The organism is Pedobacter nyackensis (assembly GCF_900176505.1).
Lineage (GTDB): Bacteria > Bacteroidota > Bacteroidia > Sphingobacteriales > Sphingobacteriaceae > Pedobacter > Pedobacter nyackensis.
On the sequence record NZ_FWYB01000007.1, the window covers coordinates 277,681 to 291,406 of the forward strand.

Below are 13,726 nucleotides of genomic sequence, written 5' to 3' on the forward strand. Positions count from 1 at the left end.
AATTACAATTCTTTAACAGCTGCCTTAAATTGGTTACCGCGGTCTTCATAGTTCTTAAACAAATCAAAACTGGCACATGCGGGCGACAACAACACCGTGTTCCCTTTTTTTGCCAAATGATAAGCTATCTGAACTGCCTCATGAGCAGAAAATGTATTTACAATAACCTCTACATCATCTTCAAAAGCCTCATGAATCCGCTTATTATCTTTACCTAAACATACAATCGCTCTAACTTTCTGGCGCACCATATCCTTAAGCATATCGTAATCATTTCCTTTATCAACTCCACCCATAATCAGGATCACATCAGTACTCACACTTTCAAGTGCATACCAGGTAGAATTTACATTGGTGGCCTTAGAATCGTTGATATAATCCACACCAGAAATCTTTGCAACATGCTCCAACCTGTGTTCAATATTCTTAAAGTCACCCATACTCTCCCGAATAGAAGTATTTCTAATATCTAATACCTTAGCTACTATGCCAGATGCCATAGAGTTATAAATATTGTGCTTTCCCTGCAGGGCTAATTCTGTAATAGACATGGTGAATGGATCGTTTAGGTTTATATTGATGTGTATGTTGTTGCTTTCCAGGTATGCTCCTTGCTCGATCTTCTTTCTGATCGAAAACGGATATAATTTTGATTTCAGCTTTGTATCCTTCAAAACTTTTAAGGTCTCTTCATCATCGGCGCAGTAGATAAAAACATCATCAGCGGTCTGATTCTGTGCAATACGCATTTTTGAAGCCGCGTAATTACCGAGCTTATAATCATAGCGATCTAAATGATCTGGTGTGATGTTTAATAAAACAGCGATGTCAGCTCTAAAATCGTACATATCGTCCAGCATAAAACTGGAAATCTCCAATACATACCAGTCAAAATCTGAAGTCGCCACCTGCGCAGCAAAGCTGTGCCCTATATTTCCTGCCAAGCCAACATTAAGACCCGCATTCTTTAAAATATGGTAAGTCAACATTGTAGTCGTTGTTTTACCATTAGAACCTGTGATACAAATTGTTTTTGCATTCGTGTAACGCTTAGCAAACTCAATTTCAGACACAACAGGAATCTGCTTTGCTTTAATCTCCTTAATAATACCGGCTGTATCAGGTATACCCGGACTCTTAATTACCTCTACGGCTTTAAGAATCTCAGCCTGACTATGCGTATTTTCTTCAAAAGCGATGTTCAGCTCTTGCAATTTCTCTTTATACTGCGTTGGGATTTTGCCGAAATCTGATAAAAACACATCAAACCCCTGCTTCTGCGCCAGCATTGCTGCACCTACGCCACTCTCACCTCCTCCTAATATTGCGATCCTCTGCTTTTCCATTATCGTAGTTTTAAAGTGATGATGGTAATTATAGCCAGCAATATGCTGATGATCCAGAATCTGGTTACAATCTTAGCTTCGTGGTAACCTTTTTTCTGGTAATGATGGTGTAAAGGAGACATCAGGAAAACCCGTCTACCTTCTCCAAACCTCTTCTTAGTATACTTAAAATAAGATACCTGAATCATCACTGACAAGATTTCGATCAGGAAAACTCCACATAAAACCGGGATTAACAATTCCTTACGGATCATAATAGCAAAAGTCGCGATGATTCCTCCTATGGCCAAACTCCCCGTATCTCCCATAAATACCTGGGCAGGGTATGAATTGTACCATAAAAAGCCTACACAAGCCCCAACAAAAGCACCCGCAAATATCATGAGCTCACCCGAATTTGGGATATACATGATATTGAGGTAGTCGGCTATAACCGTATTACCAGACACATAAGCCAATAAGCCCAGTGTTATCCCTATAATAGCAGAGGTACCCGTTGCCAGGCCGTCAATTCCATCTGTAATATTAGCGCCATTAGAGACCGCCGTAATGATAATAACGGTAATAATAATGAAAACCAATGCCGCATATTTTTCATAGCCACCACCTAAAAACTTAAGCACCTTGGCATAGTCAAATTCATTGTTTTTATAAAAAGGAACATTGGTTAAAGTAGATTTTACGTCCTGAGTATAATAAAAACTCTCTCCTTTTTGCCTTAAAACCATCGGGGCTGTAGCTGCTTTAGAAACACTCGCTTCATCAACCGTTTGTCTAACCACAATATTCGGGTGATAGTACATCGTACAACCAATAATCAACCCAAGCCCAACCTGTCCTACTATTTTAAACCTACCGGCTAATCCTTCTTTATTCTTTTTAAATACTTTAATATAGTCATCTAAAAATCCTACTGCTCCCATCCAGATGGTGGTTACAATCATCAGAATCACATAAATATTGGTCAGATTAGCCAACAATAAAGTTGGCACCAAAATCCCCAGCAGGATGATGATTCCACCCATCGTTGGTGTTCCTTGCTTTTGCATCTGACCTTCCAATCCGAGGTTCCTCACCGTCTCACCAACCTGCATTTTCTGCAGATAATTGATAAGTCTGCGACCATAAACCGTGGTGATAATCAGCGAAAGAATGACAGCTAAGGAAGTCCGGAAAGTGATGTATTGAAACAACCTCAATCCCGGAAAATCGTAGTTTTGGTTCAGATATTCGAATAAGTAATATAACATTAGCTGATCAAGTTTAATTGTTCCATTAATTCTTCCTTATCATCAAAATGATACCTAACCCCATTTATCTCCTGGTATTTTTCATGTCCCTTTCCCGCCAGCAAAATGATATCACCAGGTTTAGCCAGGTGACAAGCTGTTTTAATCGCCTCTCTTCTATCCACTATGCTCAATGTCTTACGCTTATTCGTTGGAGAAACCCCAACTTCCATTTCTTCCACGATCTTCTGTGGATTTTCAGTTCTTGGATTATCTGAGGTAAGGATTACCTTATCACTCCAATCAGAAGCCACCTGGGCCATAATCGGACGTTTAGTTTTATCCCTGTCTCCACCGCATCCAATTATTGTAATCACCTGTTCCGTACCTTTTCTGATATCCTGTATTGTACTTAATACATTCTGAACCGCATCCGGTGTATGCGCATAATCAATAATACCGATTATACCATTTAAAGACACATATTCGAATCTTCCTTCAGCACCGGTTAAATTACTCAGTGTTGTTAACACAGTTAATTGATCCTGTTCAAGCAACATTGCCGTTCCATAAACAGCCAATAAATTATAAGCATTAAATGATCCAACCAGTTTAAAGAAAACATCAGCATCATTAATATCCAGATGCAAACCATTAAAGCTATTCTCCACAATTTTTGCTCTGAAATCTGCAAGCTGTTTTAAGGCATAGGTTTTCTTTGTTGCCTTTGTGTTTTGCAACATGACCATACCATTTTTATCATCCAGATTAGTTAGCGCAAACGACGAAGCAGGCAGTACATCAAAAAATGCCTTCTTAGCCTTTATATAATTGTCGAATGTTTTATGAAAATCAAGGTGATCATGTGTGATATTAGAAAATACACCACCTGCAAAGCTCAACCCCTCTATTCTATGCTGAGTAACCGCATGAGAACTCACTTCCATAAAGCAATAATCACAACCTGCATTAACCATATCCTGCAAAAGCTTATTTAGTGCGATAGGGTTAGGTGTAGTATGCGTTGCCGGAATAATTTGATCGTTGATGTGATTCTGAACGGTAGAGATCAAACCAACTTTATAGCCCAACTCTCTAAACAACTTAAATAATAGTGTTGCGATAGTTGTTTTACCATTAGTGCCGGTTATACCAATTAATTTCAGTTTCGCAGAAGGATTTCCATAAAAATTAGCGGCCATCTTGCCCAGCGCTACCGAACTATCCGCCACCTCAATATAGGTTACATCATCAGCTTTTTCTTCAGGAATCTGTTCACAAACCACGACACCAACACCAGCACTTACTACATTACTGATATATGCATGGCCGTCAGACAAAGTACCTTTAATTGCAAAAAATACAGCACCTTTAGTCACCTGACGTGAATCAAATACCAACGCAGTCACCTCTTTGTTGGTATGCCCAACAAGGTTAGTTATCGTTATTCCATATAGAACTTCCTGCAGCTTCATTATTGTAAATCTATTTGTACTGACAATCCTTTTCCTATCTTACTTCCGGCAGCAATCGACTGGCTTACAATCTTTCCACTTCCTTTAACCCTTGCCTTTAATCCTGCATTTCCTAAAAGATACAAAGCATCCTTTAAGCCCATTCCAGTCACATTAGGCATCACTCCTTTTATCGAACTATATTCTTCGTATACCACCCCATTACTGGTATCTACACTATTAAAGTAGTCAGATTTAGCAGCGTACAATGCTTTAACACCTAAGGCATTATACACTCTTTTAACAGCTTTACTCTGGCCTGCTTTAGCTTCCGGCCTAGTCGTATTACCAACAAGGTGTTCCGTTACGTTATTATACATTTCCATATCACTTGCGTAAATACGGTCAGCAATTTCTTTAAATACCGGTCCCGCAACCGTTGCACCATAGTACCCATTCTTAGGACCATTAATAGACACAATGATCGAGTACTTCGGCTTATCCGCTGGGAAATAACCACAAAAAGAAGCCTGATAGCTCCGCTTCGCCTTATAACCTCTGTTACCATCTGCCACCTGCGCAGTTCCAGTTTTTCCGGCAACCCGATAAAAAGGCGACCCCATTAACTTACCGGTACCTTTGGTCACTACCGCTTCAAGCATCGCCTGTAGTTTCTTAACCGTCTTTTCAGAGCAGATCTGTTCACTGATTACCCTGGCGCTAAATTGCTCGATAGGATTCCCTAAACGTCTGATCTCTTTCACGAAGATTGGCGCGATATATTTACCATCATTCGCTACTGCATTATAGAAGGTCAGCATCTGCAATGGTGTAATCAGCATTTCATAACCATACGCCATTTGAGGCAGGGTCAAATTTTTGTTCCAGCTTTTAAACTTTGGATTCTTTATTACCGGCTTAGTTTCACCTGGAATCTGCAAATCCAACTTCTCATTCATATGGATATCATACAAATGATCTGTAAACCGAGATGGGTTATTCTGATAATGTATATTTACAAGTTTAGCAATCGCCGTATTTGCCGATTGCTCAAAAGCTTTCATCACCGTAACCGTCCCTATTCCACCATGCGAATCTGTTATCGTTTTACCTGGGACCCTATAAGTACCATCTCCTGTCGCAACCATAGTATTGGTGTCTATTTTATCATCTTCCAGCAAGGCCATATAAGAAGCCAGTTTAAAAGTAGACCCTGGATCCTGACTGCCGGCAATTGCATAATTAAACTTTTCTTCATACACACCCTCGCTCACTCTGGTATAATTCGCTACAGCCCTTACTTCACCTGTATTGACCTCCATCAAGATCACAGTACCATGATCCGCGTCACTTAGTTTTAATTGTCTTTCCAAAGCACTCTGAGCCAGATCCTGCATATTAATATCAATGGTAGATATAATATCAGCACCTTCCTTAGGCGCAACTTCTGCTTCGTCATTAACTGGCATCCATACTCCACCAGCAATACGCTGCACTAACCTTTTACCACTCTCGCCATTAATATACTCACCATAAGCACCTTCTAAACCAACACCATTAGCTACATTCTCATTCTTATATCCAATAGTTCTGGCCGCCAAAAACTTAAACGGTCTGATCCTTTTATTTTGCTGTACAGCAATCAAACCGCCTGTATATTTCCCTATATTAAATAAGGGAAAAGTCCGGATGGTTTTTAATTCCTGATACCCAATTTTACGCTTAATCAGTAAATAACGCACACTATCTCTACGTGCAGCACGCAGGTAACGAGAATATTCTTTAGCAGATTTATCTTTAAAGAATTGCGACAACCTAAAGGCTAGCGAATCTACTTTTTCATTAAAAACATCATTATCCTGAATCCCACCGGCATACATATCCATCCTTAATTCATACTCAGGAATGGATGTAGCCAACAAGCTACCATCTACAGAATAGATGTTACCTCTTGCAGCTTCAATGTTGATATACTTTGTAGAGAGACTATCGGCCATGGCACGCCATTTATGCCCCTCCACAAACTGTACATCGCATAGTCTGACCAGTACTGCCACGGCAAACAGCACAATCAGTCCGAAAGACAGATAAACACGCAATAATATGTTATCTCTAATATTCATTACTGTTTATTACAATTTTCTTTGGTGGCTCAGTTAATTCTTTAATCCCTAGCGTATCTACTTTTTTAGCTACTTCCGTTAGCTTACTCTTAAACATCAGATCCGCTTTAAGCGACTTATATTCCCAACTCAGCTCTTTTACCTCTTTATTTAATTTATCAATGCTCCTGATATTCTTCACAGCCATATGACTGTTCGCTATGTAAAGCATACATAACACCGAAAGAAATATCAAAAATGGCAACATCTCCGTCGCCGCTTCCTTACTCACTCCACCATCTGTAAACAACCTTTTAAAAAAAGGGTTAGTCTCAGACTCTTTTCGTTTAGGCTTAACCTCAATCTCTTCTTCTAATTCCTGCTCCTCTTCAGCGCGTCCCCTAAACCGATTACTCATAACCTCTCTCCTACTCTTAACTTAGCACTCCGCGACCGACTATTACGCTCCAACTCAGCCTCATCAGCTACAATAGCTTTTCTTGTAATAGCTTTAAACGGTTTTTGCTCGTTGCCAAAAAAATCTTTATCTACCTCTCCTCTAAACTTACCTTTTGCTATAAAACTCTTAACAGGTCTATCTTCTAAAGAATGATACGACATCACCACCAAACGTCCGCCTGGCTTTAATACATCAGCCGTCTGAATTAAAAAATCTTCCAGCACTTTCATCTCAGCATTCACCTCAATGCGTAGCGCCTGAAAAACCTGAGCCATATATTTATGCTCTTTACCTTTTGGGATATGAGCAGCGGCAACAGCTTTAAAGTCAGCAAGCGTTAAAACAGGGCGATCAACACGACCAGTCACAATTGCTCTGGCCAGCGATTTTGCATTTTTAACCTCACCATATATACCGAAAATTTTATGCAACTGATCTTCAGAATAAGTATTCAAAACATCAGCAGCAGTCAACTTCCCTTGCTTATCCATACGCATATCCAACGCCGCATCAAAGCGCGTTGAGAAACCTCTTTCAGGCTCATTAAACTGATGAGATGAAACGCCTAAATCAGCCAATATACCATCAACGGTTTTATACCCCAGCAAACGAAGGTTATTTTTAAGAAAAGCAAAATTCTGATCAACAAAATGAAAGCGAGGGTCGTCGATCTTATTTCTTTGTGCATCAGGATCCTGATCAAAAGCGATTAAGACCCCATCTTTACCCAAATTTTTAAGTATCTCGCGTGAATGACCACCTCCACCGAAAGTCACATCCACATACACCCCATCAGGCTTGATGTTTAAACCATCAATACACTCTTTTAACAAAACAGGCACATGATAATTATTTTCCATCTTCCCCCCTATTTTTATTTCCCATTACTTCCTGAGCAAGAAAAGCGAAATTCTCTGGCTCCTGATCAAACAAAGCTTCGTAAGCTTTCTTAGACCAAACTTCAATCTTATCAAACTGACAAGCCAACACAAGCTCGTCACTAATTTCAATACCCACAGATTCCAATAAAGACTTAGGCAAATTCACTCTTCCGGTAGCATCTAACGTCAAAGACGTCGCGCCGCGCGTGAAATAGCGAATAAACTCTCTCGTTTTTGGTTCGTACTGGTTCAGCTTACTCAACTCCTCAACCATGCCTTCCCAAACTTTTTTGGGATAAATAACCAGATGCTTTTCAAAGCCGCGGTTAATGACAAGTCCCTCATCCTCAACATTAGGCAATTGTTTCTTCAGATTCGAAGGGACCATCAAGCGGCCTTTCGCATCCAATTTACAATCAAACTCTCCTAACAGTTGAACCATTTTTATATGTGTACTTTTTATGTAGTGTAAAAATAGATATTTCTACCACTTTTTACCACATTCTACCACAAAAAATTATCAACATAATTATCACCCCTATTTTTCTGCGTTTTTACCACTTTAAACGCAGAAAATATGGTGGGAAACAAAACAGGCGTTTCGCAAAAACGAAACGCCTGTTCTAAAAAGAAGGCTTACAATTAATCATTAATCGCCTTAACGCCAGGCAACTCCTTACCTTCCATATATTCAAGTAATGCACCACCACCGGTAGAAACATAACTAACCTCATCTTCTAACTTGAATTTAGCGATAGCCGCAGCCGAATCACCACCACCAATTAATGAGAAAGCACCATTTTTCTGCGTTGCCGCTACAACTGCATCCGCAACTGCACGCGTCCCCTGCTCAAAATTAGCCATCTCAAACACGCCCATCGGACCGTTCCATAACAAGGTTTTAGAATTCGCAATCACATCAGAGAACAATGCAATTGTTTTCGGACCGATATCCAGCCCCATCCAGTCAGCAGGAATCTGACCAGTATCTACCGTACCCTTACTCGCTTCATTATCAAACTTATCAGCAATAACAGTATCTAGTGGTAAATATAAATTAACACCTTTTGCTTTAGCCTTTTCTAACAATTCCAGACACAAAGCCATTCTATCTTCCTCCAACAATGAAGTTCCGATTTCACCCCCCTGAGCTTTAGCAAAAGTATAAGCCATACCGCCACCAATAATCAGGTTATCAACTTTATCTAACAAGCTCTCTATTAATAAAATCTTATCAGATACCTTAGCACCACCCATGATCGCAGTGAAAGGCTTATCAGCGCCATGATTTACCTTCTCAGCATTCTTCAACTCTTCAGCCATTAAATAACCGAAGTATTTGTCATTAGGAAAAAATTCAGCAACAATTGCAGTCGATGCATGCGCGCGATGCGCTGTTCCGAAAGCATCATTCACATATACATTTCCCAATTTTGCCAATTTCGCAGCAAAATCACGATCGCCTTTTTCTTCTTCTTTATAAAAACGTAAGTTCTCTAAAAGTAAAACCTGACCAGGCTCTAAATTTTTCGCTTTTTCTACGGCTTCTTCACCAATACAATCATCAGCAAACTTCACTTCCATATCCAGCATTCTCGAAAGATCACCTGAAATGTGTTTTAAAGAATATTTTTCTTCTGGTCCGCCTTTAGGTCTGCCTAAATGAGACATTAAAATCACAGCACCACCATCATTCAATATTTTATGAATAGTTGGCAATGCAGCACGCATTCTTTTATCATCAGTAATGTTAAAGTCCTTATCCAAAGGGACATTAAAATCCACTCTAACTAAAGCTTTCTTATCTTTAAAATTGCATTGATCTATCGTTCTCATTTTAAATCTTTTGTTTTGTATTATGGTTTGGTTGCCTGTTTATTTTATAGAATAGTTTTGATCATAATAAAATGCGGCCCTATTTCAGGCACCTCAAATTCCCCGGAAATCACCTCAAATCCCAGCTTTTCATAAAAGCCGACAGCAGAAGCCCGGGCATGACACCAAATATAAGAAGCATTAGCAGATCTCAACTCATTAATTGCAAATTTTATGAGGTCCGCGCCATATCCTTTACCAGAAAAAGCCGGATCTGTTGCCATACCACGCAATCTAAATCCTCCTGCACCCCTTTCGGCATAATCTTCAGGAAAAAAAGTAGCTATTGAGACCAACTTATCTTCAACATAGCAGCCCAAATGAAAATTACCTTCAATTTCATCGGTCGGAAATACACATTTATCAAACCCTGCATTATTCCTTAGCACCCGATTTCTCAAATCAAGCGTTTCGGCTGTTGAAATATATTTAACCATAGTTTTTCTCAATTTTTTGTACTAAATCAACCAGTCTGGCAGAATATCCCGACTCGTTATCATACCAGCCAACTACTTTTACCAGATCTCCAACTATAGAAGTTAGCTGAGCATCAAAAATACAAGAGTGTGGGTTATCCAATATATCAACAGAAACGATAGGATCTTCTGTATATTCTATGATTGCGTTAAACCCATTTTCAGCTGCTTTTTTAAAAGCGGCATTAATTTCTTCTTTAGTAGTCGTTGATTTTAATATACAGGTAAAATCGGTTAACGAACCGTTCAATACTGGCACCCTGATTCCGGCACCACCCAATTTACCTTCCAGATGAGGGAATATATTGGTTATAGCTTTAGCAGCTCCGGTACTTGTAGGGATAATAGAGGCAGAAGCTGCTCTGGCTCTGCGCAAATCTTTATGTGGTGAATCATGTAGGTTCTGATCACCTGTCATGGAATGCACAGTTGTAATGTATCCATCCAAAATCCCCCAATTATCGTCCAATATTTTAACCATTGGCGCAACGTTATTGGTTGTACAGGATGCATTTGAAAGTATCGGCGAACTCAGATCTATTTCCGTATCATTAACGCCAAGCACGACCATCGGTACATCCTTATCAGCAGATGGTGCAGATATCAATACTTGTTTTGCTCCGGCTTTTAAATGAAGTTCTGCAGCAGCCCTGGCGGTAAACTTACCGGTCGACTCCAGTACAAGATCAATCCCTAAATCAGCCCAGGGTAACTCTTCTGGCTTAGCCTTACGATATACTAATATTTTTTTTCCGTTAATAATCAGGCTATCTCCTTCATGACTTACCTCTCCTTTAAACCCACGGTGAACCGTATCGTATTTAAAAAGGTGAGCCAAAGTAGCCGGATCACCAAGATCATTTATGGCAACAACATCGATGTTTCTTTCAATTGCAGTACGTAAAAAAACGCGTCCAATCCTTCCAAAACCATTAATCGCTAATTTCATTTTGCTCGTCTAAATATGCGCGCAAAAATACCTATATTCTTTAAGGTAGAGGTAGTTTTATTGTTTTTTGACTTCAGTTAGTCTTTTTTTCTGATTTTTAAGTCTGCTTTCGATCCGTTTTTGTTTCGCTTCATCTTCTACAGGCATAACCTTCTCATTTTTGCTGATCCATTCTTCATATTGTAAGGCCTGGTAATCAGCATCAAATACATTGTCCAGGACTTCAAAACGACGAATCTCCTTAGCTATAGGCTGAAGTACGGCATCAACAGGAGTTTGCCAATCTTCCCAAACATGGGCAATAAGTAACCACTTCCCATTGGGGATACTATCCGAAACGACATCGAGATAATCAGACCTTTTTTCTGCTTTTAAAGTCTCACCTGCCGAACCGGCAATCATACCTCCTGCTATGCCAACGATAAAGCCAAGCGGTCCGGCCAACAGTCCAATCAGTCCACCAACTAATCCTCCACCTACCATACCAGCCCCTTCTTCCTTATCCTTTGCAGACTTGATTGATGTTTCACCGGCATCATTCTTAGTTAGCAAATACGACTCACCTAAGGACAAATCATGGATCAGATCCAACTCTTGTAAAGCCTTTAGCCCTTTAAACGCATCAACTTCATTATCAAATATCGCATGAATTATCTTTTCCATTGTACATTCCTTAATAGTGTTTACGGTTAATAAGACAAACAAAAAGCGCCTTTGTTTGTCGAAATCCCCATACAGCTGTTAAATACAATCAAAAAAAGCAATTACTGAAACTTACCTTCCTGATTTAGCAATTGAAAATACCTGTCTAAATTAGTCCCCAGCGATTGTTCAAAAGCGGCCTTCAAATCCGTCGGCTGTGGATGCTTATCTTTCCATAGGTTAAAATAAAGCTTAAAAGCATTATCCATCTTCTCCCTGCCAATACCATCCTCCAATATATACAACCACAATGCAGCTTTCAAATAAGAAGCGGTACTATACTCATCGGATGACTTAAACTTATCTGAAGGCAAATCAATAGCCGATTGCATCGGAATTCCACTTAATGCTCCGTAAATTGAGCGTAAAAACTCTTTGACAGGCAAGGCCTGAACCTCTATAGGAATAGCATCACCAAATATTGAATTCGACCTATACTTCTCCGCTTCATACCTAAACTGGAAATAAGTATTCAATCCCTCATCCTGCCAGGCATGCTTTCTTTCGTTGCTTCCAAGCATACTCATAAACCAGTTGTGCCCAACCTCATGTGCAATCACTGCATCCAACGATTCTTTTTTGGCATCCGGACTGGTAATTAAAGTAATTGTTGGATATTCCATTCCACCGCTCGAATTGTTTTTCGGGCCTTCTACCACTTGTACCACAGGGTATTCATACTCCCCGATCCATTTACTATATCGCTTAACTGCATCCTTTGCGTAATCAATACTGTAATTCCATAGCGTACTGTCCCTATTGTGATAATAGGTAAAAGCATCCACCACTTTACCTGACTCCAATTTTAAGGTGTCATATTGAATCACAAAATCTTTATCAGCAAACCAGGCAAAATCAGGCACATTCGAAATTTTATAATTCAGCTTTTTAAGCCCTTTTGCATTTTTAGCGACATACAGCGCCGGTTTAGCAGTTCTGTTGCCCGTATTTTTTGCACCAATACTTTTATAAGTAGCTAACTCATCTGCATTTTGTAAAACACCTGTTGCCCCTACCACATAATTAGCCGGAACCGTAATATTGACATCAAACGAAGCATAATCACTATAAAACTCACCCATATCGAGGTAAGGAAATTCATGCCAGCCACTCTTATCAAATACAGCAGGCTTAGGGTACCACTGACAAATCATAAACTCACCATCAGCAAATCCAGATCTGGAGAAATATGAAGGCAACTTCACTTTAAAATCAGTAGTAATCGTAACCGAATCACCAGGCTTCAAAGCTGTCGGCAACTTTACTTTGATGATATCTATGTACTGCGGATTTGGATGAGCCTCGGTAGTCGCAATTTTTCCGTTAACCTTAAAATTCAAACCTTCTATACTTCCATGAGTATATTTCTCCAACTTCCCCGCTCTTGTTGTATCATTTTTCAGCTGCTGAAACAATGCTGTATTTTCATTTTTATAGGCATTTGGCCAAATATGAAACCAAATAAAATTCAGACTTGATGGCGAATTGTTTTTATATACAATCTTTTCGAATCCCTTTAATGATTTCTCCTGGTCGTTTAATGCGACATCGATTTTATAGCTCACTTTCTGCTGCCAATATTTCTCCTGAGCAAAAATAACGGAGCTTAAAAATATCAGGGCAATGGTCAAATATTTCTTCATCAATAATATTTTTTGTTGAAGATCATAAATTTTGAGGATCTGAAAGCATTGAAAAGTATTTATTTCAAAAAATTACGTCCACCTGTCCTTAAAAAAGAAAAGTAACAGGGCTTTGTTTGCCTTCGAAAAAACAGCTAGTATTAACCACTCAAAATCCAACTAAAGTCCAACTATTTATAGGGAAAGTTGGAGTATAGTTGGAGTTTAGTTGGACTATAGTTGGACTTTTCTCCTTAGCTGCACCTTAACGGTCTTATCCGTCTATAACTTTACAGTTTTTGAGAAAAAACTAAGTTTTCGATGAACAAAGAAGTAATGGCAAGGTTAGATTATCCTGCAGAATTTAAAGAAAAATTGATAGAGCTGGTCGTCTACCAGAATCAATCCACAGCAGCTGTTGTAAAAAAGTATGGATTACCAAACACCTATATTCTAACCAATTGGGTTAACCGGTATAAGAAGAAATTAGAGAAAGGAGCTGTAACTTTAACTCCTATGGAAAAGCCAAAAACTAAAGACACCGCAGAGTTAAAAAAGCGCATAAAGGACTTGGAAAAGGCCTTGGAGAAAGCGAATGTGCTAATTTACGGCCTGAATTCAATGATTGAT

At 39.3% G+C, this 13,726-nt stretch carries 13 protein-coding genes; 1 reads left to right on the forward strand and 12 read right to left on the reverse strand.

All coding sequences use genetic code 11. The features are described 5' to 3' along the window. Window positions 1-2 precede the first annotated feature (2 nt). The 12 genes from murD to B9A18_RS14815 form a co-directional block, all read right to left on the reverse strand. A complete protein-coding gene (gene murD / locus B9A18_RS14760; protein WP_084290091.1) occupies window positions 3-1,346 on the reverse strand; it encodes a UDP-N-acetylmuramoyl-L-alanine--D-glutamate ligase in 1,344 nt (447 codons plus the stop codon). After that, on the reverse strand, window positions 1,346-2,596 hold the full coding sequence (gene mraY, locus B9A18_RS14765) for a phospho-N-acetylmuramoyl-pentapeptide-transferase (RefSeq protein ID WP_084290092.1): 1,251 nt from the start codon (window positions 2,594-2,596) through the stop codon (window positions 1,346-1,348). The genes murD and mraY overlap by 1 nt, the downstream gene beginning before the upstream one ends. Next, on the reverse strand, window positions 2,596-4,050 hold the full coding sequence (locus B9A18_RS14770) for a UDP-N-acetylmuramoyl-L-alanyl-D-glutamate--2,6-diaminopimelate ligase (RefSeq protein WP_200816367.1): 1,455 nt from the start codon (window positions 4,048-4,050) through the stop codon (window positions 2,596-2,598). The genes mraY and B9A18_RS14770 overlap by 1 nt, the downstream gene beginning before the upstream one ends. After that, on the reverse strand, window positions 4,050-6,152 hold the full coding sequence (locus tag B9A18_RS14775; RefSeq protein WP_084290094.1) for a penicillin-binding protein: 2,103 nt from the start codon (window positions 6,150-6,152) through the stop codon (window positions 4,050-4,052). Before B9A18_RS14775 ends, B9A18_RS14770 begins: the two co-directional genes overlap by 1 nt. Then, window positions 6,142-6,549: an FtsL-like putative cell division protein gene (locus tag B9A18_RS14780; protein WP_084290095.1), complete on the reverse strand. Its 408-nt coding sequence runs from the start codon at window positions 6,547-6,549 to the stop codon at window positions 6,142-6,144. Before B9A18_RS14780 ends, B9A18_RS14775 begins: the two co-directional genes overlap by 11 nt. Beyond that, window positions 6,546-7,451: a 16S rRNA (cytosine(1402)-N(4))-methyltransferase RsmH gene (gene rsmH, locus B9A18_RS14785; protein ID WP_084290096.1), complete on the reverse strand. Its 906-nt coding sequence runs from the start codon at window positions 7,449-7,451 to the stop codon at window positions 6,546-6,548. The genes B9A18_RS14780 and rsmH overlap by 4 nt, the downstream gene beginning before the upstream one ends. Continuing rightward, window positions 7,441-7,914: a division/cell wall cluster transcriptional repressor MraZ gene (mraZ, locus tag B9A18_RS14790; RefSeq protein WP_084290097.1), complete on the reverse strand. Its 474-nt coding sequence runs from the start codon at window positions 7,912-7,914 to the stop codon at window positions 7,441-7,443. The genes rsmH and mraZ overlap by 11 nt, the downstream gene beginning before the upstream one ends. Window positions 7,915-8,114: 200 nt before the next feature. Beyond that, entirely contained in the window at window positions 8,115-9,308 is a 1,194-nt protein-coding gene (locus tag B9A18_RS14795; protein WP_084290098.1) for a phosphoglycerate kinase, read from the reverse strand. Window positions 9,309-9,352: 44 nt separating this feature from the next. Next, complete coding sequence (locus tag B9A18_RS14800; RefSeq protein ID WP_084290099.1) at window positions 9,353-9,784, reverse strand: GNAT family N-acetyltransferase; 432 nt, start codon at window positions 9,782-9,784, stop codon at window positions 9,353-9,355. After that, entirely contained in the window at window positions 9,777-10,772 is a 996-nt protein-coding gene (gene gap / locus B9A18_RS14805; protein WP_084290100.1) for a type I glyceraldehyde-3-phosphate dehydrogenase, read from the reverse strand. Before gap ends, B9A18_RS14800 begins: the two co-directional genes overlap by 8 nt. A gap of 57 nt (window positions 10,773-10,829) precedes the next feature. Further along, window positions 10,830-11,435, reverse strand: coding sequence for a hypothetical protein (locus B9A18_RS14810; protein WP_084290101.1), 606 nt, complete (start codon window positions 11,433-11,435; stop codon window positions 10,830-10,832). A gap of 101 nt (window positions 11,436-11,536) precedes the next feature. Continuing rightward, complete coding sequence (locus B9A18_RS14815; protein ID WP_084290102.1) at window positions 11,537-13,117, reverse strand: M1 family metallopeptidase; 1,581 nt, start codon at window positions 13,115-13,117, stop codon at window positions 11,537-11,539. A 300-nt stretch (window positions 13,118-13,417) separates the two neighbouring features. Between B9A18_RS14815 and B9A18_RS14820 the strand changes: the two genes are divergently transcribed. Beyond that, window positions 13,418-13,726 (forward strand): transposase (locus B9A18_RS14820; protein WP_144009506.1); only part of this gene is annotated, 309 nt, incomplete at its 3' end.